At 58.2% G+C, this 25,410-nt stretch carries 21 protein-coding genes; 16 read left to right on the top strand and 5 right to left on the bottom strand.

What is annotated here, in order from left to right; genetic code table 11:
- Position 1: 1 nt before the first annotated feature.
- The 12 genes from cheA to flhE all read left to right on the top strand — a co-directional run bounded on the left by cheA (position 2) and on the right by flhE (position 14,788).
- Entirely contained in the window at positions 2-1,993 is a 1,992-nt protein-coding gene (gene cheA / locus ACR6AS_RS07105; RefSeq protein ID WP_199560036.1) for a chemotaxis protein CheA, read from the top strand.
- A 23-nt stretch (positions 1,994-2,016) separates the two neighbouring features.
- Entirely contained in the window at positions 2,017-2,514 is a 498-nt protein-coding gene (gene cheW, locus ACR6AS_RS07100) for a chemotaxis protein CheW (RefSeq protein ID WP_111141558.1), read from the top strand.
- A gap of 163 nt (positions 2,515-2,677) precedes the next feature.
- Complete coding sequence (locus ACR6AS_RS07095) at positions 2,678-4,351, top strand: methyl-accepting chemotaxis protein (RefSeq protein WP_293771356.1); 1,674 nt, start codon at positions 2,678-2,680, stop codon at positions 4,349-4,351.
- A gap of 186 nt (positions 4,352-4,537) precedes the next feature.
- Positions 4,538-6,100: a methyl-accepting chemotaxis protein gene (locus ACR6AS_RS07090; RefSeq protein WP_111142240.1), complete on the top strand. Its 1,563-nt coding sequence runs from the start codon at positions 4,538-4,540 to the stop codon at positions 6,098-6,100.
- A gap of 106 nt (positions 6,101-6,206) precedes the next feature.
- Positions 6,207-7,883 carry a methyl-accepting chemotaxis protein gene (locus ACR6AS_RS07085; RefSeq protein WP_293771351.1) on the top strand — a complete coding sequence of 559 codons (1,677 nt, stop codon included), beginning with the start codon at positions 6,207-6,209 and terminating at the stop codon, positions 7,881-7,883.
- 80 nt (positions 7,884-7,963) lie between these two features.
- Complete coding sequence (cheR, locus tag ACR6AS_RS07080; protein WP_111142288.1) at positions 7,964-8,836, top strand: protein-glutamate O-methyltransferase CheR; 873 nt, start codon at positions 7,964-7,966, stop codon at positions 8,834-8,836.
- Positions 8,836-9,885 (top strand): protein-glutamate methylesterase/protein-glutamine glutaminase, encoded by a 1,050-nt coding sequence (locus ACR6AS_RS07075; RefSeq protein WP_293772093.1) that lies wholly within the window; start codon positions 8,836-8,838, stop codon positions 9,883-9,885. The genes cheR and ACR6AS_RS07075 overlap by 1 nt, the downstream gene beginning before the upstream one ends.
- A 39-nt stretch (positions 9,886-9,924) precedes the next feature.
- Positions 9,925-10,314, top strand: coding sequence for a chemotaxis response regulator CheY (cheY, locus tag ACR6AS_RS07070; protein ID WP_010258559.1), 390 nt, complete (start codon positions 9,925-9,927; stop codon positions 10,312-10,314).
- A gap of 9 nt (positions 10,315-10,323) precedes the next feature.
- Positions 10,324-10,965: a protein phosphatase CheZ gene (cheZ, locus tag ACR6AS_RS07065; protein WP_111139804.1), complete on the top strand. Its 642-nt coding sequence runs from the start codon at positions 10,324-10,326 to the stop codon at positions 10,963-10,965.
- 193 nt (positions 10,966-11,158) lie between these two features.
- Complete coding sequence (gene flhB, locus ACR6AS_RS07060) at positions 11,159-12,310, top strand: flagellar biosynthesis protein FlhB (RefSeq protein ID WP_111139803.1); 1,152 nt, start codon at positions 11,159-11,161, stop codon at positions 12,308-12,310.
- Positions 12,303-14,396: a flagellar biosynthesis protein FlhA gene (flhA, locus tag ACR6AS_RS07055; protein ID WP_111139802.1), complete on the top strand. Its 2,094-nt coding sequence runs from the start codon at positions 12,303-12,305 to the stop codon at positions 14,394-14,396. Before flhB ends, flhA begins: the two co-directional genes overlap by 8 nt.
- A complete protein-coding gene (flhE, locus tag ACR6AS_RS07050; RefSeq protein WP_111139801.1) occupies positions 14,396-14,788 on the top strand; it encodes a flagellar protein FlhE in 393 nt (130 codons plus the stop codon). Before flhA ends, flhE begins: the two co-directional genes overlap by 1 nt.
- A 494-nt stretch (positions 14,789-15,282) precedes the next feature.
- Here flhE and ACR6AS_RS07045 read toward each other — a convergent pair whose 3' ends face one another.
- The 3 genes from ACR6AS_RS07045 to argS form a co-directional block, all read right to left on the bottom strand.
- A complete protein-coding gene (locus ACR6AS_RS07045; RefSeq protein ID WP_293771342.1) occupies positions 15,283-16,281 on the bottom strand; it encodes an aldo/keto reductase in 999 nt (332 codons plus the stop codon).
- A 150-nt stretch (positions 16,282-16,431) separates the two neighbouring features.
- Entirely contained in the window at positions 16,432-17,334 is a 903-nt protein-coding gene (locus ACR6AS_RS07040) for a LysR family transcriptional regulator (RefSeq protein WP_111139799.1), read from the bottom strand.
- 81 nt (positions 17,335-17,415) lie between these two features.
- Positions 17,416-19,146 (bottom strand): arginine--tRNA ligase, encoded by a 1,731-nt coding sequence (gene argS / locus ACR6AS_RS07035; RefSeq protein ID WP_111139798.1) that lies wholly within the window; start codon positions 19,144-19,146, stop codon positions 17,416-17,418.
- Between the two features lie 647 nt (positions 19,147-19,793).
- Here argS and ACR6AS_RS07030 point away from each other — a divergent pair.
- Positions 19,794-20,354 carry a VOC family protein gene (locus ACR6AS_RS07030; protein WP_111139797.1) on the top strand — a complete coding sequence of 187 codons (561 nt, stop codon included), beginning with the start codon at positions 19,794-19,796 and terminating at the stop codon, positions 20,352-20,354.
- Here the strand turns inward: ACR6AS_RS07030 and ACR6AS_RS07025 are convergent.
- Positions 20,351-21,496: a MalY/PatB family protein gene (locus tag ACR6AS_RS07025; RefSeq protein WP_434161568.1), complete on the bottom strand. Its 1,146-nt coding sequence runs from the start codon at positions 21,494-21,496 to the stop codon at positions 20,351-20,353. The genes ACR6AS_RS07030 and ACR6AS_RS07025 overlap by 4 nt on opposite strands.
- A gap of 85 nt (positions 21,497-21,581) precedes the next feature.
- Between ACR6AS_RS07025 and cutC the strand changes: the two genes are divergently transcribed.
- Both cutC and ACR6AS_RS07015 read left to right on the top strand, forming a co-directional pair.
- Positions 21,582-22,334: a copper homeostasis protein CutC gene (cutC, locus tag ACR6AS_RS07020; protein WP_293771331.1), complete on the top strand. Its 753-nt coding sequence runs from the start codon at positions 21,582-21,584 to the stop codon at positions 22,332-22,334.
- 330 nt (positions 22,335-22,664) lie between these two features.
- Positions 22,665-23,528, top strand: coding sequence for a hypothetical protein (locus ACR6AS_RS07015; RefSeq protein WP_434161566.1), 864 nt, complete (start codon positions 22,665-22,667; stop codon positions 23,526-23,528).
- Between the two features lie 30 nt (positions 23,529-23,558).
- On the opposite strand, the gene ACR6AS_RS07010 is transcribed toward ACR6AS_RS07015, so the two are convergent.
- Positions 23,559-24,656, bottom strand: a complete 1,098-nt coding sequence (locus ACR6AS_RS07010) for a glycerol dehydrogenase (protein WP_434161564.1) — start codon at positions 24,654-24,656, stop codon at positions 23,559-23,561.
- Positions 24,657-24,782: 126 nt separating this feature from the next.
- Here ACR6AS_RS07010 and ACR6AS_RS07005 point away from each other — a divergent pair, with 126 nt between their 5' ends.
- Entirely contained in the window at positions 24,783-25,409 is a 627-nt protein-coding gene (locus ACR6AS_RS07005) for a LysE family translocator (protein WP_367396345.1), read from the top strand.
- Position 25,410 lies beyond the last annotated feature (1 nt).

Raw genomic sequence — 25,410 nt, 5'->3', positions numbered from 1 at the left:
TATGGACATCAGCGATTTTTACCAGACGTTTTTTGATGAAGCCGATGAGCTATTAGCGGATATGGAACAACACCTGCTGGGTCTTGACCCACAGGAGCCAGATTCGGAGCAGCTCAACGCCATCTTCCGTGCCGCTCACTCCATCAAGGGTGGGGCCGGAACCTTTGGTTTTACGGTATTACAGGAAACGACTCATATCCTGGAAAACATTCTGGATGGTGCTCGTCGCGGCGAGATGCAGCTCAGCACCGACATCATCAACCTGTTTTTGGAAACCAAAGATATTATGCAGGAACAGCTCGATGCTTATAAAACCGCGCAGGAGCCTAACGCGGAGAGCTTCAAATATATCTGTGAAGCACTGCGCCAGCTGGCGCTGGAGGCAAAAGGTCTGCCGGTTGACGTGCCTGCCCCTGCTGTCGCGGCCACTGCTGAACCGGTGAGCGCAGGCGCGGCCAGCACCGGCGGCCTGCGTGTTCAGCTGATCGATCTCAAAGAGAAAGAGGTCGATCTGATGCTGGAAGAGATGAGCAATCTTGGCACCCTGACCGACGTGAAGAAGGGCACCAGCACGCTGGATGTCTGCATCGATGGCGTGGGTAAAGATGACATCGTCGCCGTGCTCTGTTTCGTTATCGACGAAGCGCAGATCCGCTTCCCTGAAGCCGACAATGCCACAGCCGCTCCGGTGGCGCTGGCCGCTGCACCCCAGGTTGAAGAGGTCCATACCGCCAGCGTCACCGAACTGCCGGTGGCAGCGGTGAAGCGGGAGAGCAAGCGCGCTGCGGCGCCAGCCAAATCGAGCGAATCCACCAGTATCCGTGTGGCGGTCGAGAAGGTCGATCAGCTGATCAACCTGGTAGGCGAACTGGTGATTACCCAGTCAATGCTCGCTCAGCGTTCCGGTGAACTGGATCCGGTGGCGCATGGCGACCTGCTGAACAGCATGGGTCAGCTGGAGCGTAACGCCCGCGACCTGCAGGAATCGGTCATGTCGATTCGTATGATGCCGATGGAATATGTCTTCAGCCGCTTCCCGCGTCTGGTGCGTGACCTGGCCAGCAAACTGGGCAAAGAGGTCGAACTGACGCTGCTGGGCAGCTCAACCGAACTCGACAAGAGCCTGATTGAGCGCATCATCGATCCGTTAACGCATCTGGTGCGTAACAGCCTTGACCACGGCATCGAAACGCCGGAGAAACGTCTGGCAACCGGTAAAACGGCAACCGGTAATCTGACGCTCTCTGCGGAACATCAGGGCGGCAACATCTGCATCGAAGTCTCAGACGATGGTGCAGGTCTGAACCGTGAACGTATTCTGGCCAAGGCGCTCTCTTCCGGCCTGCCGGTCCATGAAAATATGAGCGACGAAGAGGTCGGCATGCTGATCTTCGCGCCGGGCTTCTCCACCGCCGAACAGGTGACGGATGTGTCAGGGCGCGGCGTCGGAATGGACGTGGTGAAACGAAACATTCAGGAGATGGGCGGTCACGTCGAAATCGCCTCGAAGCAGGGCAAAGGCACCACCATCCGTATCCTGCTGCCGCTGACGCTGGCGATCCTGGATGGTATGTCCGTCCGGGTAGCTGATGAAGTCTTTATCCTGCCGCTGAATGCGGTGATGGAATCGCTGCAACCGCGCGCCGAAGAGCTGAAACCGCTGGCCGGTGGCGAGTGCGTGCTGGAAGTGCGTGGCGAATATCTGCCGCTGGTCGAGCTGTGGAACGTCTTTGATGTGCAGGGCGCGAAAACCGAAGCCACACAGGGCATTGTGGTGATCCTGCAGAGCGCGGGCAAACGCTACGCGCTGCTGGTCGATCAGCTGATTGGTCAGCATCAGGTGGTAGTGAAGAACCTGGAAAGTAACTATCGCAAGGTGCCGGGCATCTCAGCAGCAACCATTCTGGGTGATGGTAGCGTGGCGCTGATTGTTGATGTTTCAGCACTGCAGTCACTTAACCGTGAAAAACGTGTGGCCGGCGCTGCCGCCTGATTGATAACGAAAGGGTAAATATTATGAATGGAATGGCAACCGTGACAAAAATCGCTGACGAAACTGTGGGTCAGGAGTTTCTGGTCTTCACACTCGGCGACGAAGAGTACGGCATCGATATCCTTAAGGTTCAGGAAATTCGCGGCTACGATCAGGTCACGCGCATCGCGAATACCCCTGATTTCATCCGCGGCGTCACGAACCTGCGCGGTGTGATCGTGCCGATTATCGACCTGCGCGTGAAATTTGCGCAGCCCGATGTGGAGTACAATGAGAACACCGTGGTCATCGTGCTGAATCTGGAAAGCCGTGTGGTCGGTATCGTGGTTGATGGTGTGTCAGATGTGCTCTCTCTGACCCAGGATCAGATCCGTCCTTCGCCGGAGTTCGCTGTCACCATGTCCACCGAGTACCTGACGGGTCTGGGTGCGCTGGGTGAACGTATGCTGATTCTGGTCGACATCGAGAAGCTGCTGAGCAGCGACGAGATGGCGCTGGTCGATAACCTGCGTAGCGCGTAATTCCCGCATAACGGGCCGGTCATAACCGGCCCGTGATAGTTTCATCTCGCAATAAATCCTTTTAAAATCATCATCTCAGCACGATCTGATCCTAATTTCCCGCCCGCTGCTGCCGATAACCTTTGCGTCACCCCTTAATCACCTACTTTTGTCAGGGTTAATTATGTTAACGAAAATCCGTGTTGTCACCAGCCTGTTTCTGGTGTTGCTGGTCTTTGGGCTGCTGCAGGCCTTGTCCGGTTCTGTTTTCTATTCGGCGTTAAGCCACGATAAAGAGAGCTTCGCTGTCTCGCAGCTGGCAACGCAAAACACGCAGTCGCTCAATGATGCCTATATGAGCCTTAACCAGAGTCGTGTGCTGCTGACCCGCATTCAGCTGCGCTTCGCGACCAGCAAACTGGAGGGAAAAACGGCGGACGTGGCCGGTCTCTTCGGGGAGAGCAAAGGTTTTCTGCAGGCGGCTGACGGCTACTACAAAGATTATAAATCCACGCCGGATACACCGGGATCGGACCCGCAGCTTAACCGTCAGCTCGACCAGCGTTTTAACGACTATGCTGCCGCACTGAACAGCATGCAAAACGCGCTGCAGGCCAGCGATCTGGCGGCTGCCGGAAAAATCCCGGTCGCCCCCAGCCAGAGCGCCTTCCTGACGCTTTACCGCGAATGGCGTGCCGACCAGAATCGCCTGGCGATGCTGGGTGTGGAGAAGAACAGCGAAGCATACAGCAGTATGATGTGGGTCCTGGCGTGCATTATGGCCGCAGTGCTTGCGGTGATCGTGCTCTGCTGGGCCGGACTGCGCCGCATCGTGCTGACCCCTCTGAACAGCAGCATCAATCATATTCAGCACATCGCCCAGGGCGATCTGACCCAGCCGATTGTGGTAGTGGGGCGCAACGAGATGGCGCAGCTTGCGGCCAGCCTGCACGACATGCAGCAGTCTCTGGTGCGGACCGTCACCCAGGTGCGTGAAGGGTCAGATGCGATTTTGACCGGTGCCAGTGAAATCGCCGCCGGTAACAACGATCTTTCTGCCCGTACGGAACAGCAGGCGGCCTCCCTGGAGCAGACCGCGGCCAGTATGGAGCAGCTCACGGCCACGGTAAAACAGAACGCCGAAAATGCCCGTCAGGCGTCGAAACTGGCGCTCAGCGCGTCGGAAACGGCAGAGAAAGGGGGCAGCGTGGTCAATGGGGTGGTGAAAACCATGAGTGACATCGCGGGCAGTTCGAAAAAGATTGCCGACATTACCAGCGTGATCGATGGCATCGCTTTCCAGACCAATATTCTGGCACTGAACGCTGCGGTGGAAGCTGCGCGCGCGGGTGAACAGGGGCGCGGTTTTGCGGTGGTCGCGGGCGAGGTGCGCAACCTGGCTCAGCGCAGTGCGCAGGCAGCCAAAGAGATCAAGGGGCTGATCGATGACTCTGTTAACCGGGTCAATATCGGTTCTCAGCTGGTCGGCACCGCAGGCGAAACCATGAGTGACATCGTCAATGCGGTTACACGCGTCACCGATATCATGGGCGAGATCGCCTCGGCGTCAGATGAACAGAGTCGCGGCATCGATCAGGTCGGCCAGGCGGTCACCGAGATGGATCGCGTGACCCAGCAAAACGCCTCACTGGTTGAGGAGTCCGCCACGGCTGCCGCCTCGCTGGAAGATCAGGCCAGCCGGTTAAGCCAGTCTGTTGCCCTGTTCAGAATCAAACGCGACACCGTGCAGCAGAGCCTGACGAAACATCTGCCGATTGCGGCGCCTGCTACGGCGGCACAGACGCCGCGCAAAGCGCTGACCGCGCCGGTCAGTGATACCCACTGGGAAACCTTCTGAAAACAGGCTGCGCATTCTGCGGGATGCGCAGCCTCCGCCTGCGGCGCTTCCGCAACCTCAGCCCTCCTGAATGATAAAAATAGTTACAAAAGCGCATTCTTACCGGAAAGCGTCGAAAAGCGTTAATTAATCGCGTAACTGCGCCGATATAGCCGCTGCACCTTAATCAACCTGCAGGGGAACAAGATGTTAAAAAAAATAAAAGTGGTCACCAGTCTTATCGCGGTACTGGTGATCTTTGGCGCACTCCAGTTACTTTCTGGCAGCCTTTTCTGGTCAGCACTCAACAAAGACAAAACGGCCTTTGCACTGTCGCAGGTCTCTAATCGCAATGTCACCGAGATGACGGACGCCTATATCTCGTTAAACAACAGCCGTACCACACTCAACCGCGGCATGCTGCGCTTGCAGACCAGCATGGCCTCGCAGATGAACGGCGGTCAGCTTGATGAGCTGATCGCGAAAGCACAGAAACAGTTAGTGGAAGCCGATCGCCACTTTAAGATCTACTACCACCTGCCGACCACGCCGGGCCTGGATGAAACCCTGGGCGATAAGCTGGAAGCCGACTACGCCAGCTACGAGAATGGCCTGAAGGCGATGGTAAAGAGTCTGCAGGCGCGCGATCTGGAAGGGATGTTCAGAGAGAACATTGAACAGAAGCAGGTTGCCATGCAGGGCAGTTATGACCAGTGGCGGGCCCGCCAGACCGCGCTCTCCGATCAGGGTATGGCGCAGAATCAGAAAGCCTTTACGCAGATGATGTGGCTGCTGGCGACCATTGGCGTGGTCGTGCTGGCGGTGATTATCACCTGCTGGTTTGGCCTGCGTCAGGTACTGATTCAGCCGCTGCAGCAGCTGCTGGTGCAGATTCGCACTATCGCCTCCGGGGATTTGACGCAGCCGATTGTGGTGGAAGGACGCAATGAGATGAGCCAGCTGGCCGCCGGGATCCATGAGATGCAGCAGTCGCTGGTGATGACGGTGGGCAACGTGCGCGACGGTTCGGATGCCATCTTTACCGGCGCCAGCGAAATCGCCGCCGGCAACAATGACCTCTCTGCCCGCACCGAAGAGCAGGCCGCCTCGCTGGAGCAGACCGCAGCCAGTATGGAGCAGCTCACCGCGACCGTGAAGCAGAATGCTGACAATGCCCGCCAGGCGTCTAAGCTGGCGCTGACCGCCTCTGAAACCGCGCAGCAGGGCGGCAAAGTAGTGGATGGCGTGGTGACCACCATGAAAGAGATCGCGGGTAGCTCGAAGAAGATCGCCGACATCATCAGCGTGATCGACGGCATCGCGTTCCAGACCAACATCCTGGCGCTGAACGCGGCAGTGGAAGCGGCCCGGGCCGGAGAGCAGGGGCGCGGTTTTGCCGTCGTCGCCGGGGAAGTGCGCAGCCTCGCGCAGCGCAGCGCCCAGGCGGCCAAAGAGATCAAAGGGCTGATTGAAGACTCCGTCTCCCGCGTTAACAGCGGCTCACTGCAGGTGGAAAGCGCCGGCAGCACCATGAGTGAGATCGTGGGTGCCGTGACCCGCGTGACTGACATCATGGGCGAGATTGCCTCTGCCTCCGATGAGCAGAGTCGCGGTATTGAGCAGGTCGGGCAGGCCGTCACCGAGATGGATAGGGTGACGCAGCAGAACGCCTCGCTGGTTGAGGAGTCAGCCGCCGCGGCCGCCGCGCTGGAGCAGCAGGCCAGCGTACTGACCCAGGCGGTCTCTGTTTTCAGGATTTCCCGCGCCTGATTTTCCCCCCGTCCACCACAGCGGCGGCGTTAAGCCGTCGCTGTGCATAAAGTTCCCCCCCTCGCCGCCGATAAATAAACACGAATCGCCAACCAATGAGGTGTTTATGTTTAGTCGAGTTCGTGTTGTTACCGGCCTGCTGTGTGTGCTGGCGCTCTTTGCGCTGCTGCAGCTCTTTTCCGGTGGTATGTTTTTTAAAACGGTCAGTTCAGATAAAGAGAATTTTGCTTATAACCAGCGTTTAAACACCCTGCAACAGGCGATGGGCACTTCATGGGTTTCGCTGGTTCAGGCGCGCAACACCCTGAACCGCGCCGGTATTCGTTTTCTGCAGGATGCGCAGATGTCAGGTTCCGGTGCCAGCGTAAAAGATCTGGTGGCACTGGCAGGCGAGGAGCTGAAACAGGCGGAAGTAAACTATCAGATCTTTAACGACAACCTGTCAGAGCAGGGCAAAACAGCCGAAAACGTTCTGACGCTGCAGGCGAATTACAAGGCCTATCACGATGCGCTGGCCGAGCTGATGGTTTTCTTCACCACCGGCAACTTCAAAGGGTTTGTGGATCAACCGACCCAGAGCTATCAGGACAAGTTTCAGAAAGATTACAGCGCCTGGCTGGAGCATAACAAAGAGCTGGCCCAGCAGGGTGTGGAAGCTAACCAGCAGGCTTACAGCCGTTCTATCACCATCGTCATCGCAACGCTCGCCGTTACGCTGCTGATGATTATCCTGGTCTGGAACCTGATGCGCACGGTGCTGATCCGCCCCCTGCGTCAGAGTATTGAACATATCCAGCACATCGCACGCGGCGACCTGACCCAGCCTGTTGAGATTAACGTCCGTAATGAAATTGGCGACCTGCTGACCTCATTACAGCATATGCAGCAGGAGCTGGTGCGCACCGTGCGTACCGTACGCGACGGCTCGGAAGCCATCTATACCGGCGCCAGCGAGATCTCCATCGGCAACAACGACCTCTCTTCACGCACTGAGCAGCAGGCTGCCGCGCTGGAGCAGACGGCGGCCAGCATGGAGGAGCTGACGGCGACCGTGAAGCAGAATGCCGAAAACGCCCGTCAGGCGTCGAAGCTGGCGCTGACCGCCTCCGAAACCGCGCAGCAGGGCGGCAAAGTGGTGGATGGCGTGGTCACCACCATGAAAGAGATTGCCGGCAGCTCCAAAAAAATTGCGGATATCACCAGCGTAATCGACGGTATCGCCTTCCAGACCAATATCCTGGCGCTGAACGCCGCAGTGGAAGCTGCGCGTGCCGGTGAACAGGGGCGAGGCTTCGCGGTGGTGGCAGGAGAAGTGCGCAGCCTGGCGCAGCGTAGCGCCCAGGCGGCCAAAGAGATCAAGAGCCTGATTGAGGATTCGGTCAGCCGTGTGAATACCGGTTCGGTGCTGGTAGAGAGCGCCGGTGACACCATGAGCAATATCGTCAGCGCGGTCACCCGCGTCACCGACATCATGGGTGAAATCGCCTCAGCATCAGACGAGCAGAGCCGTGGTATCGACCAGGTGGGCCTGGCCGTTACCGAGATGGATCGCGTTACTCAGCAGAACGCCTCGCTGGTGGAAGAGTCCGCTGCGGCGGCTGCCGCGCTCGAAGATCAGGCAAGTCATCTCAAACAAGCGGTTTCAGTGTTCAATATTGGTAAAGAATTTGTCGCTCAGGCCGTTAACAAGACAACGGCGATAAAAACGCGCCAGTCAGACGCACCGTTAGCCGTTGGTCGTTCCGCTGCGGCACGCAGCGACGACAACTGGGAAACCTTTTAATCGCCCGTCGCCCGGCCGCCATGAAGCCGCCGGGCATCGCAGCAGACAGTTATTCTATTCAGTTCGGGCCAGGTGCAATGATGAAGAAATCGACAGTATTAGATCAAAACGAGACGACAACGCTGCTGTCGCAGATGGTGCAGCGTTTACCGCTCTCCGATACGCATTTTCGCCGTATCAGCCAGCTGATCTATCAGCGTGCCGGTATCGTACTGGCCGACCACAAACGTGAGATGGTGTACAACCGCCTGGTTCGTCGTCTGCGCACGCTGAATATTGACGATTTTGGTCGTTACCTGGCGCTGCTGGAGTCCGACCCCAACAGCGCCGAGTGGCAGGCCTTTATTAACGCCCTGACCACGAACCTGACCGCGTTCTTTCGCGAAGCGCATCACTTTCCGATTCTGGCGGAGCACGCGCGCAAGCGTCACGGCAACTACAGCGTCTGGAGCACGGCTGCGTCAACCGGTGAGGAGCCGTACTCCATCGCCATGACCCTGGCGGAAACGCTGGGCACCGGGCCAGGTAAGTTTCAGGTTCATGCCAGCGATATCGACACCCAGGTGCTGGAAAAAGCGGTAGCGGGTGTCTATCGCCAGGAGGAGCTGCGCACGCTGTCACCGGCTCAGATGCAGCGCTTCTTCTTGCGCGGCACCGGTCCCCATGCGGGGATGGTGCGGGCGCGACCCGAGCTGACCAATATGGTCACCTATGCGCAGCTTAACCTGCTGGCAAATGAGTGGTCGCTGCCGGGACCGTTTGACGCCATTTTCTGTCGCAATGTGATGATCTATTTCGATAAAGAGACGCAGGAGAAGATTCTGCGTCGGTTTGTCCCGCTGCTGAAGCCCGGCGGCATCCTGTTTGCCGGTCACTCTGAAAACTTCAGCCAGATCAGTAAAGAGTTCTGGCTGCGTGGACAAACCGTCTATGGACTGACGAAGGAAAGATGATGAGCAAAATCACCGTGATGTGCGTGGATGACTCTGCGCTGATGCGGCAGTTGATGACAGAAATCATCAACAGCCATCCGGATATGGAGATGGTCGCTACGGCGCCCGATCCGCTGGTCGCCCGCGATCTGATTAAGCAGTTTAATCCGCAGGTGCTGACACTGGATGTGGAAATGCCGCGCATGGATGGCCTCGATTTCCTGGAAAAACTGATGCGGTTACGGCCGATGCCCGTGGTGATGGTCTCATCGCTGACCGGCAAAGGCTCTGAAATCACCCTGCGGGCACTGGAGCTGGGCGCGGTCGATTTCGTTACCAAGCCGCAGCTCGGGATCCGTGAAGGGATGCTGGCTTACAGCCAGATGATTGGCGACAAAATCCGTGCGGCTGCCCGTGCCCGCGTGCATAACCGTGCCGCGATGCCGGTGCCCGCCTCGCTGAAAGCGGGGCCGTTGCTGAGTAGTGAGAAGCTGATTGCGATTGGCTCCTCCACCGGTGGCACCGAGGCGATACGCCATGTGCTGCAGCCGCTACCGGCGACCAGCCCGGCGTTATTGATCACGCAGCATATGCCGCCAGGCTTTACCCGCTCTTTTGCCGAGCGTCTGAACAAGCTCTGCCAGATCACGGTAAAAGAGGCGGAAGATGGTGAGCGTATTCTGCCGGGCCACGCCTATATCGCACCGGGCGCGATGCACATGGAGCTGGCCCGCAGCGGGGCCAACTATGTGGTGAAGCTAAATGAAGGGCCACCGGTTAACCGGCACAAACCTTCCGTGGATGTGCTGTTTAAATCGGTGGCAATCAACGCAGGCCGGAATGCGGTGGGGGTGATCCTCACCGGCATGGGCAACGACGGGGCCGCCGGAATGCTGGAGATGCACCGGGCGGGTGCCTGGACCATCGCCCAGAATGAAGCCAGTTGTGTGGTATTTGGCATGCCGCGTGAGGCGATTGCCACAGGCGGCGTGAGCGAAGTCGTGGATTTAAGCAACATCAGCCAGCATATGCTGGCGAAAATTAGCGCCGGACAGGCATTGCGTATTTAACAGGCCCGTCCTGCCGGGCGAGACAACTCAGGAGTAGATATGGCTGATAAAAACATGCGCTTTTTGGTAGTAGACGACTTCAATACGATGCGTCGTATTGTACGTAACCTGCTGAAAGAGCTGGGCTTCAATAACGTAGAAGAAGCGGAAGATGGTGTGGATGCCCTCGGCAAACTGAAAGCGGGTGGTTTCGACTTCGTGATTTCCGACTGGAACATGCCAAACATGGATGGCCTGCAGCTGCTGCAGACCATTCGTGCCGACGCGGCGATGAGTTCACTGCCGGTGTTGATGGTCACTGCGGAAGCGAAGAAAGAGAACATTATCGCCGCCGCCCAGGCGGGAGCCAGCGGCTATGTCGTGAAGCCATTCACGGCGGCTACCCTGGAAGAGAAGCTGGGTAAAATTTTCGAAAAACTGGGCATGTAAGGAGATGTGATGAGCGACCTTCCGAAACCAACGATGGATGCCTCGGCACACGACATCATTACCCGCATTGGCTCTCTGACGCGTATGCTGCGCGACAGTCTGCGCGAGCTGGGACTGGATAAAGCCATTGCCGATGCGGCTGAAGCCATTCCTGATGCCCGTGATCGTCTGGACTACGTTGTACAGATGACCGCGCAGGCCGCCGATCGTGCGTTGAACTGCGTTGAAGCAGCACAACCTCATCAGGATAAAATGGAAGCCGGGGCAACCCAGCTGAAAAAACGTTGGGATGAGTGGTTCGAGAACCCAATCGAGCTGAGCGATGCGCGTGAGTTGGTGACGGATACGCGCGCATTCCTCACCGATGTTCCCGAGCATACCTCATTTACCAACAAGCAACTGCTTGCCATTATGATGGCGCAGGATTTCCAGGATCTTACCGGCCAGGTTATCAAGCGCATGATGGATGTGATCCAGGAGATCGAGCGCCAGCTGTTGATGGTGCTGCTGGAAAACATGCCAGAAGTCAGCGCCGAGAAGCGTCAGGAGGGCACCAGCCTGCTGAACGGTCCGCAGATCCACGCCGATGCACCAGGCGTGGTCGCGAACCAGGATCAGGTTGATGACCTGCTGGACAGCTTAGGATTCTAATCCTCCGATCGCCCGCCTGCGGGCGGCCGATCGGCCAGCGGTTAAGCAATACAGGGGCACCCCGACGGTGGCCCCGTTCCGCATTGTCAGACTCATCCCCGAAAGAACGCCTGTTTTCCCCATCTTATCCCCGCTTTGACTTAAGCCAGATTTGGCATCCTATGCTCAGAATTCCTGCCAACCGAGGTTTGTCGTGTCTGAAGAAAGTGACGAGGACAAAACAGAATCGCCCACGGCCCACCGACTTGAGAAAGCGCGTGAAGAGGGCCAGATTCCGCGTTCGCGCGAACTGACATCCTTACTGATGCTGCTGGCAGGCATCATGATCCTGTGGATTGGCGGCAACATGATGGCGCACCGGCTGGCGGCGATGGTGGCCACCGGACTGCGCTTTGACCACGGCATGGTCAGGGACGATAAGATTATTGTCGGCCATATCGGCAGCCTGATTACCCAGGCACTGATGGCGCTGCTGCCGCTGATGGGCGGCCTGGTGCTGGTGGCGATCGCGGCCCCCATGCTGCTCGGTGGCATCGTATTCAGCGGAAAATCGATCAAGTTCGACCTGAAAAAACTCAGCCCGATGGCGGGCTTCAAACGCATGTTTGCCGCTCAGGCCTGGACCGAACTGTTTAAAGGCATCCTCAAAACGATCTTAGTCGGTGCCGTGGGCTGGTGGTACATCTGGAGCCACTGGCCCGAGATGCTCCGGCTGATCAGCGAATCACCGGTCACCGCGCTCATTCACGGCATGGAGATGATCGCGGTCTGCTGTTCGCTGGTCATGCTGGGGCTGGTCCCGATGGTGGGGTATGACGTCTTCTGGCAACTCTACAGCCACTTCAAAAAGCTGAAGATGTCGATGCAGGAGATCCGCGACGAGCACAAACAGCAGGAGGGTGACCCGCATGTGAAGGGGCGTATCCGCCAGCAGATGCGTGCCGCCGCCCGCCGCCGCATGATGGCCGATGTGCCTAAAGCCGACGTCATCGTGACGAACCCGACGCACTACTCGGTGGCGCTGCAATATAACGAGAAGAAGATGAGTGCGCCAAAAGTGATTGCCAAAGGCGCGGGTGAAATCGCCCTGAGAATTCGTGAACTGGGTGCCGAACACCGCATCCCGGTTCTGGAAGCACCGCCGCTGGCGCGTGCGTTATACCGTCACACTGAGATTGGTCAGCACATTCCCGGCGCGCTCTATGCGGCCGTGGCCGAAGTGCTGGCGTGGGTCTGGCAGTCGCGTCGCTGGAAGCGCGAAGGCGGCCTGATCCCAGCCAAACCTAAAAACCTGCCGGTGCCGGCAGAGATGGACTTTGCAGGAGAGAGCAAAAACGATGGCTAATAACCTGGCCGCAAAACTACGTTTACCGGGCAACCTGAAAGATATGCAGTGGCAGGTGCTGGCCGGGCCGGTGCTGATCATGATGATCCTGTCGATGATGGTTCTGCCATTGCCGCCGTTCATCCTCGATCTGCTGTTCACCTTTAACATCGCACTGTCGATCATGGTCCTGCTGGTGGCGATGTTCACCCAGCGAACCCTGGAGTTTGCGGCATTCCCGACCATTCTGCTCTTCTCAACCCTGCTGCGCCTGGCACTGAACGTGGCCTCCACCCGTATCATCCTGATGGAAGGGCATACCGGTGCCGCAGCGGCCGGTCAGGTGGTTGAAGCGTTCGGCCACTTTCTGGTAGGCGGTAACTTCGCCATCGGGATCGTGGTGTTTATCATCCTGGTCATCATCAACTTTATGGTCATTACCAAGGGTGCCGGTCGTATCGCCGAAGTGGGCGCACGCTTTGTGCTGGACGGGATGCCCGGTAAGCAGATGGCGATTGACGCCGACCTCAACGCCGGTCTGATCGGTGAGGATGAGGCCAAGCGCCGTCGTGCCGAAGTTACCCAGGAAGCGGACTTCTACGGTTCGATGGATGGTGCCAGTAAGTTCGTTCGCGGTGATGCCATTGCCGGGATCATGATTATGGTGATCAACGTCATCGGCGGCCTGCTGGTGGGCGTGGTTCAGCACGGGATGGATGCGGGACATGCTGCCGAGACCTATACGCTGCTGACCATCGGTGATGGTCTGGTTGCGCAGATCCCGGCGCTGGTTATCTCAACCGCAGCCGGTGTTATCGTGACGCGCGTTGCCACCGATCAGGATGTCGGCGAGCAGATGGTGACGCAGCTGTTCAAAGATCCGCGGGTTCTGATGCTCAGCGCCGGGGTGATTGGCCTGCTGGGTCTGGTGCCTGGTATGCCGAACTTCGTCTTCCTGCTCTTCACTGCCGCCTTGCTGGGGCTGGCCTGGTGGCTGCGTGGCCGCGAAATGCAGCCGAAGAAAAAACCGGAAGTGACAGGCGGCATCACCAAAACGCCGGATACCCCCGCCACGACGGAGGCTTCCTGGACCGATGTGCAGCTGGAAGACACGCTGGGCATGGAAGTGGGCTATCGCCTGATTCCGATGGTCGATCATCAGCAAAACGGCGAACTGCTGGGCCGTATCCGCAGTATCCGTAAGAAAGTGGCGCAGGATGTCGGTTTCCTGCCGCCGGTGGTGCATATCCGCGACAATATGGAGCTGCCACCGGCACGCTATCGCATTCTGATGAAAGGCGTGGAGATTGGCAGCGGTGATGCCTATCCCGGGCGCTGGATGGCGATTAACCCCGGTACGGCGGCGGGTTCGCTGCCGGGCGAAGCGACGGTCGATCCCGCCTTTGGGCTGGCGGCGGTCTGGATCGATAGCGCGCTGAAAGAGCAGGCGCAGATTCAGGGCTTTACCGTGGTGGAGGCAAGTACCGTTGTGGCGACCCACCTGAACCATCTGATTGGTCAGTATGCCAGCGAGCTGTTTGGCCGTCAGGAAGCGCAGCAGCTGCTGGATCGGGTGACGCAGGAGATGCCGAAGCTGACCGAAGATCTGGTGCCAGGCGTGATTACGCTGACCACGCTGCATAAGGTGCTGCAGAACCTGCTGGTTGAGCGGGTGTCGATTCGCGATATGCGCACCATTATCGAGACGCTGGCGGAACATGCGCCGGTGCAGAGCGATCCGCAGGAGCTGACCAGCGTGGTTCGTGTGGCGCTGGGCCGCGCGATTACGCAGCAGTGGTTCCCGGGCAACGACGAGGTGCAGGTGATCGGTCTGGATTCCACGCTGGAACGCCTGCTGCTGCAGGCGTTGCAGGGCGGCGGCGGACTGGAGCCGGGCCTGGCCGACCGGCTGTTAAGTCAGGCTCAGGCGGCCCTGCAGCGTCAGGAGATGCTGGGTGCGCCGCCGGTGCTGCTGGTCAATCATCCGCTGCGGGCGCTGCTGGCGCGCTTCCTGCGCCGCAATCTGCCGCAACTGGTGGTGCTCTCTAATCTGGAGCTGAGCGATAACCGCCAGATCCGCATGACGGCAACGATCGGAGGCAAATAATGCGTGGGCTAATCCTGGCGCTGATGCTGCTGCCTCTGGCGGCGCAGGCGGGCGGCGGCGCATGGAACGCCAGTGCCAGCGGCCCGCCGCTGGCGAATCGCGGCAGCTGGCAGCGTTCGCAGCCGCTGGTTCCGCCTGCGGATATCGCGGGTGAGGTCAGCGTCATCAGCTGGCGTTATCAGCTGAGCCGACCGGCCCCCTCGGGACTGGAGGTGCGGCTGTGCGGTGAGCAGCGCTGCACAACGCTGGAGGGCGCCAGCGGCATCACGCGCGGGCTGGCTCACCTGAACGCCAGCGAAACGTTGCACATGGTGTTTGGCTTTGCCGGCAGCGGGGCGCTGCCGCCCGGATTACGGGTGGTCAGCAGCGAAGTGATGGTGAATTACGAGTAAGTGACGCTCTGCTGCCATCACCCTGCGCGAGTCAGCCAATAACGACAGCATTCCTTTTCATAATGGTGCGGGCTGCCACTCCTCAGGATACGCCCGCTTAACGCCCCTGTGCCGCCAGCGTGGCAGCGCGTTTTATGCCACCTGATTCTCTTTCTGCGTCATAAAGGTAGCCGGTTTACGGGTTGCCTGATCCATAGTTTTGCTCTCTTTATTCACTGAGCGGAAAGAGGGGATTTCATGCTGCCCGACCGCACCTGAAGCCGCGCATTACCTGTGCGTTTTATAACAATGTTTATCCAGAAAAGGCCGACGGCCTTGCCTTCGATTCATCTGAAGATCAGCCGCTGTTGCTCATTGACCCGGATCGAAGCGTACCCTTCAGGGGGCGGATTCAGCCTTTAATGTTTCTTAACATCGCCACCGGATCACCCCCTGTATCAGGGTGAAATGAGATCAACGCACCGCAGCACGGTGCGCTAGTGCGCCACAACTCCTCAGGCGTTAACGCCTTTCATGCCTTCTTCAGAGTAACGACCGCCTTTTATCTCCACCTGCTGATGGAGGGTGTTCAGCAACCGGATATCGTCCGCGTCCAGTATCAGATCGGCGGCTTTCGCATTCTCGGTCAGATAGGTCAGCTGTTTAGTGCCCGGAATCGGCACAATCTTTTCATACTGAGCCAGCAGCCAGGCGAGCGCGATCTGCCCGGTGGTCGCGTGATATTTTTCTGCCAGCGGCGTCATCACATTCAGCAGTCGCAGATTGTGGTCGAGATTTTCCTGGCGGAAGCGGTCATTGTTTTTGCGGAAATCGCCTTCGGCAAAATCGCTGTTCCTGCGGTATTTCCCGGTCAGAAAGCCCCGGCCCAGCGGTGAGTAGGGCACCAGGCCGATACCGAGTTGCTTCACCATTGGCAGGATCTGCTCTTCAATGTCACGCGTCCAGAGTGAATACTCCGTCTGCAGAGCGGTCAGCGGATGGACAGCATGGGCCCGCGCAAGCGTCGATGCGGCGGCTTCACATAACCCGATGCGGGCGATTTTTCCCGCCTGCACCAGACGGCTGAGGCACTGCATGCTCTCCTCAATCGGCGTCACCGGGCTGATGCGATGCAGATAGAAGAGATCGATACGTTCGACACCCAGCCGTTTCAGGGAGGCCTCGCAGCAGCGGGTAATGTAGTCGGGCTGATTATTGATGGTACGGGCATACGCCTCTTCAGCCGGGCGCTCAATACCGCATTTGGTGGCAACGCTGACGTTCAGCCGATCGGCCGGCCTCAGCCCGGACAGAAACTGCCCGATCAGCTGCTCATTGTGACCGCGACCATAGAGATCGGCGCTGTCGATAAAGGTGATGCCCAGGTCGTGCAGCGTGTTCAGCAGTTGCAGTGACTGACGGTCATCGGTCTGACCATAAAATTCGCTGAGCCCCATCGCGCCATAGCCGATTGCGCTGACTTCCAGATCCTGACCTAAGGTTCGCTTTTCCATTGTCTCTCCTCGTGAGTGAGCGGCGATTGTTCCACTCCCGCCGGTGACACTGAATTGCTCTTTGCGTTATGCAAAAAAGGTATCACCACGCAGGGCGGTAGCGAAAAGGGCAGCGACGGATTCTCTGCGCCACGCTAAGCGGCTGGGTGATCAGGGAGAGAGGTGGTGCAGGGCAGTGAGAACCGCCTCGCGCTTTTCATCAGCACGAATGGCGGCGTACACATCAATCGCCAGCGGCCCGCTGGCATCGGCGGTAAGCGGACGGTAGCAGAGTCCTGCCTGTTCAAAGGTACATTTCGACTGCGGCAGCAGGGCAAAGCCTTTGCCGCGGGCAATGTGCGACAGCATCAGCAGAGCGTCATCCGGCTCCCTGACGCGCCTGAGGGCAAAGTTCAGCGTGGAAAAGTAGCGCTCACATTTATCATAAAACAGCGGGTTGGCACTGCGCGTAAACCAGAACAGCGGCAGGTCAGCCAGCATCGCCAGCGAAACCTGCGCTTCCCGGCTGGCCGCGTGCGCGGCGGGTATCGCCGCCAGCAGTGGCTCGCGGCAGAGCCATACGTATCGCAGGCTCTCCGATCCTTTTTCGCCGGTAATGACCAGATCCAGGTTGTTTCGGATCAGGCTCTGCAACAGCTGGAGAGAGGTCTGGCTGGGCATCTCTATCTCATCGCGGGCGTGCAGCTCCGCAAGCTGCCGGCTGAGGGGCGCAATCCGTTCAATGTTCAGTGTCCGGGTCAGGCCGATGCGCACACGGGAAGGCGCGGGCTGTGCCTCCTGCTTCAGCGCGCTCAGCGCACTCAGGATCGCTTCCGCTTTCCCCACCAGAGCCTGGCCCGCATGGGTCAGCGTCACAGCATGCGTATTGCGATCAAACAGCGCCTGCCCCAGCAGACCTTCCAGACTCTGAATCTGTCGGGTCAGCGGCGGCTGCGTCATGCTGAGCCGTTCTGCAGCCCGGCGAAAGTTAAGCTCGTGCGCGACGGCCAGGAAACACTGCAGCTGCTTAATCGAGGGAAGGTGACTGCTGATAAGGTGCGTGGCTACAGACATCAGGTCATCCTGCGGCTGAGAAGGAGGCGATAAGAAGGGCAGGATCAAAAACGGAGAGGGGAGTCCTCTCCGTTTCCGGGATTACATGCGCTCGACGGTATCGATGCCCAGCGTATCCAGACCCTGCTTCAGCGTTTTCGCAGTCAGCGCGGCCAGTTGCAGTCGGCTCAGACGGATGGCCTCTGATTCGGCACTGAGGATCGGGCAGTGCTCATAGAAGCCCGAGAACAGCCCGGCCAGATCGTAAAGGTAGGCACACATGACGTGCGGCGTCCCGTCACGCGCCACCTGCATGATGATCTCTTCAAACTGAAGCAGACGTGTAGCGAGCTGCGCTTCGCGCTCTTCGCTAATTACGATCTCCGCATCCAGCGATCCGGCGTCGATGCCCGCCTTGCGGAACACGGAGAGCACGCGGGTGTAGGCGTACTGCATGTAAGGCGCCGTGTTGCCTTCGAAGGCCAGCATATTGTCCCAGTCGAAGATGTAGTCAGTCGTGCGGCTCTTGGAGAGGTCGGCATATTTCACCGCACTGATCCCCACCACTTCGGCCAGCGCTTTCACTTCCTCTTCGCTCATCTCCGGGTTCTTCTCACGCACCAGCGTGTAAGCACGCTGCCAGGCTTCATCCAGCAGATCGGCGAGCTTGATGGTACCGCCGCTGCGGGTCTTGAACGGACGGCCATCTTTGCCCAGCATCATGCCAAACGCGTGGTGCTCCAGCGGCACCGATTCCGGCACGTAGCCCGCTTTACGGACGATAGTCCAGGCCTGCACCAGATGCTGGTGCTGACGGGAGTCGATGTAGTAGAGCACGCGGTCGGCTTTCAGGGTTTCATAGCGGTATTTCGCACAGGCGATGTCCGTGGTGGTGTAGAGATAGCCACCATCCTTTTTCTGGATGATGACGCCCATCGGCTCACCTTCTTTGTTCAGGAACTCATCCAGGAACACCACCGTCGCGCCTTCACTCTCGACCGCCAGGCCTTTCTGCTTCAGATCGGCGACGATGCCGGGCAGCATATCGTTGTAAAGGCTTTCACCCATCACATCGTTGCGCGTCAGCGTGACGTTCATTCGATCGTAGATTTTCTGGTTCTGACTCATGGTGATGTCAACCAGCTTCTTCCACATCTGACGGCAATATTCATCGCCGCCCTGCAGTTTCACCACGTAACCGCGCGCGCGCTCGGCAAATTCAGGATCTTCGTCATAGGTGCGTTTGGCTTCACGGTAGAAGCCTTCGAGATCGGCGAGCGCCATCTCGGCGTGATCTTCATTCTGCTGCTTTTCCAGGAACGCAATCAGCATACCGAACTGCGTACCCCAGTCGCCGACGTGGTTGGCGCGGATTACATTGTGACCCAGAAACTCCAGCGTACGTACCGCCGCATCACCGATGATGGTGGAGCGGACGTGGCCGACGTGCATCTCTTTCGCCACGTTAGGCGCAGAGTAATCCACCACAATGGTCTGGGGTTCAGCCAGCTGCACGCCCAGACGCGGCAGCGTCAGCGCTTCGCGGGCATGTTTTGCCAGCCAGGCGTGGTCAAGAAAGATATTGATGAAGCCCGGGCCGGCGATTTCAACTTTACTGGCGATACCGGTCAGATCGAGGTGCTGGATCACCGCTTCCGCTAACTGTCGCGGAGCCTGTCCCAGCTTTTTCGCCACGGCCATGATGCCGTTAGCCTGATAGTCTCCAAACTGAACCCGTGCGGACTGACGAACCTGAGGTTCGCAATCGGCGGGCGCGCCGGCTAAAACCATTGCCTGACTGACTTTTTCGGAAAGAAGTGCCTGAATATTCACCGCGTTACCTTCATGTGCTGAACAACGCCCTGCCTGCGAAGCCGGGCTGTCATCATCCTGCCTGAACAGACCGCGTCACCGGAACAGCGAAACGGACAGGTCAGACAAAACGGAAAAAAATGAGGGGAAAAGTATACGTGAAATGTCAGTGGGCGTCAGTAGTTGGATGAAGTGGGGAAACAGAGCTGAATAAGATGTTTCCCGGAGGCATTAACGGCGTCGTAAGTGACGGCGAGGATTCTTTACGCTTTTATCTTCACGCACCTTCCAATGGCGGGAAATTGCAAATCCCATCAGTGCGATAAGGACAGCGACAACGATGAGCATAGACATAGAGCCATTCCTTTTAGTTGTGTTAGGTCAAATTTATAGGAAGGCAGGGAGGGCTGCAATTGTTTCGTCTTCAAATAAGAGTTATCTTATTGTATCAAAGAAGTCTATATAAATCATTTGCTTATGCTGCATTCATCAAGCAATTCATGGTCCTAAACAGAAGATAAATCCGAAATGAAAGATGTTATTATAAGGTTTTGCGTTAAATTTCCGGGCAAATAAGATGAATCTTATCATTATGTAGCGTCAGGCAGGCGGCGCACAATAAACCAGACTGATTATAAATGCTAAACAAATTATGAGGAATCGGGATAGTGGAAAGATCTTTTCCGGCAGAATTGGATGATTTAAAGACAGATTTAGCGCGTTTTGAAGAATCGTTGCTGAATTTTGCGCAGCGACTGGGTGTACGCCTTAACGATCTGGAAATTGACCATATTGCCGTGCGTTGTCATCAGGAGACGACCGCGATGCGCTGGCAGCAAGGCTTGCAGCAGATGGGGCATCAATTTTCGGCCGCCACGATCAACGGACGGCAGATTTGCCTGTTTAAGCTACATGATCCACTGCGGGTGGCCGATCGGGCGATCGATGTGGTAGAGCTGCCCTGGCCGGGTGAAAAACGGTATCGTCATGAGGGCTGGGAGCATATCGAGGTGGTGCTGCGCGGCGATCATCAGACGCTGGGGGTACGCGCCATGGCGTTACTCTCCGACGAGGCCCTGACGCAGCCGGGTATCTCCTTTAAAACCAGCTCGCCACAGGGCGAAAATGAACGCCTGCCCAATCCGACCCTGGCGGTGACGGACGGGCAGACGACCATTAAGTTTCACCCGTGGCGGCTGGAAGAGATTGTCGCCAGCGAACAGGCCTAAATGCGGGCGGCCAGCGCGCGCTTCAGGCGCGCAACGGCCTCATCCAGCAGCGCACGGGTACAGCCGAAATTGAGCCGCACAAACTGATCGTTGCCAAACTCTCGTCCGGCCGTCAGGCCGAGTCCATATTTTTCAAAATAGAGTGCCGGACTGGCAACGTTCAGCGCGCTGGCGTCGATCCAGGCGAGATAGGTCGCCTCCGGTGAGGCGACGCTCAGGCCGTTCATCTTGTTGACCTGGGAAACCAGCCAGTCGCGGTTGCTGCGCAGATAGGCAATCTGGGCCTTAAGCCAGGGTTCCCCCTCGCGCCAGGCGGCCGCCGCGGCCGTGATCGCCAGAATATCCACCTCCGGCACAATGCCGCGCCGCAGCCGGTTAAAGCGGGCACGCAGCTCTGCGCTGGGGATAATGGCGATGGAGGCACCCAGCCCGGCGATATTAAAGGTCTTGGAAGGGGACATCAGCGTGACGCTGCGCTGCGCCGCATCCTCACTCAGTGAAGCAAACGGAATATGCTGAACGCCTGGCTCCAGCAGCAGATCGCTGTGTATCTCATCGGAACAGACGATCAGATCGTGCTTCTGCGCAAATTTCAGCTGGGCTTCCAGCTCCTCGCGATGATAGACGGTGCCGCCCGGATTCTGCGGGTTACAGAGCATTAACAGCCGCTCTTTTCCGGTCAGTGCATCTTCCGCGCTCGCCATATCAGGCAACCAGCGGCCCTGCTGCAGCGTCAGAGGCAGGTTGAGCTGACCCCGCTCGGCCAGTCTGGCGGCACCGCGAAACGGTGGATAGATAGGCGTGGGCGCAATGGTCAGCTCATCAGGGGCGGTAAACGCCCGCACGGCCAGGTTAAGCCCGCTGACGACGCCCGGCAGAACCACGATCCACTCGGGATTAACGTGCCACTGATAGCGCGAGGCGAGCCACGACACTGCGCTGTCGATAAAAGCCACTGGCGTATCGCCATAGCCAAAAATCCCATGCTCAGCGCGGGTTTTAATCGCCTCGATCACACAGTCAGGCGATCGGAAATCCGTATCGGCCACCCACAGCGGCAGAATGTCCTGGTCCGCATATTTGTTCCATTTCAGGCTATCGCTGTGACGACGGTCTATCCGTTGGTCGAAATTGAATGCCATAGTTAACTTTCCCGGTAAACTCATTCCAGCAGCCAGACTAACTGATGAATCTGCCTTGAACCAGAGTCATGTACAGGAGAAAAGAATGACCACACTGGAAATTTGCTGCTATGGCGTGGATTGCGCCGTGACCGCACAGCAGGCGGGCGCCGATCGGGTTGAACTCTGTGCCGCTCCCCGTGAAGGCGGACTGACCCCCTCGATAGGGGCACTGCAGGCTGCCCGTCGTGACGTTTCGATTCCGGTTCATCCGATTGTCCGGCCCCGTGGTGGCGATTTCTGTTATACCTCCCGGGAGTTTGAGGCGATGAAATCCGATGTAGCGCTGATCCGCGAACTCGGTTTTCCCGGTCTGGTTATCGGGATGCTGGATGAGGATGCCCACGTTCATCTGGGGCAGATGCGGCAGATTATGGCGCTGTGTGATGGCCTGGCGGTGACCTTTCATCGTGCCTTTGATCTCTGTCACAGCCCCAGGCGCGCCCTGGAGATGCTCACGGATTTAGGGGTAGCGCGTATTCTGACTTCGGGTCAGCAGCAGAGTGCGGAAAACGGAATTGCATTACTCAGGGAACTAAATGAGAGCAGCACCGGTCCTATTATTATGGCGGGTGCGGGCGTACGCCTCAGCAACCTGCAAAAGTTTCTCGACATGGGGATAAATGAAGTGCATAGCTCGGCCAGTCACCTGATGGTGTCGCCGATGCGCTACCGCAAAGCGGGCGTCTCCATGTGTTCTGAAGCCGAAACCGATGAGTTCAGTCGCTACTGTGTTGATGGCGACGTGGTCGAGGCGATGAAAAGCGTGATGCAGATGAGCACCGTTCGGGTCGCCTGAACCACAACAGATTTTGCCGCGCAGCACGCCGATCATTGACGTGATGTTTGCAAGTACCAAACCCCAGTACGCTTGCTGGGGTTCTTTTTGTGCAACGTTTGCTGCGGACACTGATTCACGCTTCCACGTTCCTGTGGCCGGGCGATTCTTATCCGTTTACTTCCCGTTCCGGCCTGGAGAGATTTAAGGCCACCCGGCATGTTCAGACTATTGGCTATCAGACTGTGCGTCTGTCCGCTACGCGGTGTCGCGGGCTGGAATCTGCCGGGAGGGCGGCGGCCCGCCGCCGCAGCGTTTACACTCAAAGCATCATCGCCTGGAGCTTACCCTATGAAACGGAATCTGATGGCTCTTCTGATCCTGACGCTGACGGCCTCCTGCAGCAGCCATGCTGCGACCAGCGGATGCCTCCCGAACCGGGCGGCCGTGGCTAACAGCAATCAGCTGATTCTGCTGGGCGGCAACGCCAGAGGGGCAGTGAAGCAGGTGGTGGCCGGGGAGTTTGGTAAGGATGTGAACTCGCAGAAGCGGGTGCTGGGACAATTTGATGCCTGCGGCGAACTGACGGTGGCCGACGTCAGCTATGACAAAAGCGAACGCAATGTGACCCTCAGCATGGAGCAGCACATCGCCCGGGTACAGGGCGGCTGGGTCGCCGACTATGCCTGGCTGGTTAAAGTGCTGAAAGCGGGAAAAGAGGAGGTGGTCGAAAACCGGCAGGGGACAATCAACTGGCAGAAGGGCGAGCACGGCAATATCACCAGCGCCTCTGACCGCTTTACCTCGATGGGCAAAAGCGGCTTTACCGACACCACCTATCACTACGATCGCCAGCTCCGGCTGGAAAAGAGCGTGGCACGCGGCAGCGATCCGCTGAGCAACGGTGAATTTTACTATCACTGGAATCCGCAGGGGCTGGTGACGCATACTACCTCTGCCCGCGGCAGCGACAGATACAGCTATGATGCGCAATGGCGTGAACAACGACTCGACACGCAGGAGAAGACCCCACTCAGCACTATTCGCTCAGTCGATGAGTGTCAGTCCTGGGATGAGGTCGGTAACTGCACCCTGAGTTACCAGCATGAGACAGAAGTCTTCACGCGTGGCACCCTGGAACGTCATCTCAGCTCCGCCTACAAATATGAGTACTGGGACTCGCCGTCTGCGGCGGAATCTGCGGCGAAAGAGTAACAGGCGATCCGGCGATCGCCTGCTGAAGGACTATTTCACCGTGCGGCTGAAGGCATCCAGCGCCAGCAGCGCGTTGGCAATATCCTCCGGCGCAAGATGAGGATTAAGGTTTTTCAGCGTATCGCCGTCGCTGTTTGCCAGGGCACCGATCTTCACCAGATTCTCCCAGCTTTCATTCTCCAGATGCATCTCCCTGAGCGTCGTCGGCATGTTGATTGCGCGATAGAAGCGAATATAGCGGGCAATCTCTTCATCCGGGCGCTGCTCCAGCACCATCTGCGTCAGCGTGCCATAGGCCACTTTTTCGCCGTGGGTCAGATGGTGGATCTCACCCTCAATCGCGGTAAACCCGTTGTGGATTGCGTGTGCCCCAGCCAGTCCCCCGTTTTCAAAACCCAGCCCGGAGAGCAGCGTGTTCGCCTCGACCACCGCCTCCACGGCGGGCGTGACCCGCTTTTCCGTCACGGCGATATAGGCGCTGTAACCCCATTTGAGCAGCGTCTCTTCACAGGTGCGGGCAATCGCCAGTCCGGCCAGGGTCGGATCCCCATTGACCATCGATTTGGCATGGGAACGCGCCACCGCCTGCGCTTCAACCCAGGTAGCCAGACCGTCGGCAATGCCCGAGGCGAAGAGACGTGCCGGGGCGCTGGCGCAGACGGCCGTATCGACCAGCACCAGGTCAGGGTTTTTGCTGTAAAAGCGATAGCTCTCGAAAACCCCGCTGTCGGAATAGATCACCGACAGGGCGCTGCAGGGCGCATCGGTGGAGGCGATCGTCGGCACGATCGCCACCGGCTGTTTCAGCTCATCCGCTATCGCCTTCACGGTATCCAGCGTTTTACCGCCGCCCAGCCCGACCACCACGTTACAGCCCTGATCCTGCGCCAGCTTACTGAGGCGGGTGATTTCGTTACTGGAGGCCTTGCCGTTAAATTGCTGCCAGCTGAAGCGGATACCGGCCGACTGCAGCGTCCGCTGCGTGCGTTCACCAATCAGTTTCCAGACGACATCGTCCGCCACCAGAAACGCCTGATCGCCCAGCTCTGCCAGCCAGGTTCCCAGTTCATCCAGTACGCCGGCGCCCTGCACATATTTTCGGGGTGACGAAAAAATAAATTTGCTCATAACCACAACTCCGTGACAGGAATGAATTAACCTGATCCAGCCTGGCACATTCTGGCTGTCCTGGCACCCGGCTGCCCGCGCCGTTACCTGGCGTGAAAAAACGTAGGGAGTGATAAAGAGATTATGATGACCGCCACGCTGTTCTCCTTTCTGTTTGCGATAACCATCCTGACGCTGACCCCTGGCTTTGATACGGCGCTGGTGCTGCGCACCGCGATTGCGCAGGGCTGGCAGCGCGCCTGGGCTACCGCCTTTGGTGTCACGCTGGGCTGTCTGCTCTGGGGGATTGCGGTGGGGCTGGGGCTGGGGGCGCTGCTGATGGCCTCTGAACTCGCCTATAACCTGCTGAAGTGGACTGGCGCAACCTGGCTGCTCTATCTGGGGATCCGGCTGCTGCTCAACCCGCGTCAGGAGCCGGTGACAGCGGAAGATGAGGCAGCGGCCAGGCCGCAGGGCTATCTGGCCTGCTTTATGCGGGGATTAACGGGAAATCTGCTGAACCCGAAAGTGGGCGTGTTTTATGTTACCTTCCTGCCGCAGTTTATTCCGGCGGGCGCGTCAGTGGCGCTCTGGTGCAGCCTGATGGCGCTGGCGCATATGCTGCTGGGACTGATCTGGAATGCGGCGCTGATTGCGGGCAGCCACTATTTCGCCGGTCATCTGCGGAAACCGTCGGTCCTGAAGGTGATGGATCGCCTGACCGGCTGCGTGTTTATTGGTTTTGCGGCGAAACTGGCATTGTCTCGCCGCTAAG

It is taken from the genome of Pantoea phosphatilytica (assembly GCF_051025615.1).
Classification (GTDB): Bacteria; Pseudomonadota; Gammaproteobacteria; order Enterobacterales; family Enterobacteriaceae; genus Pantoea.
Note: the sequence above shows the minus strand (reverse complement) of the source record. Positions and strands in the feature narration are given on the sequence as shown.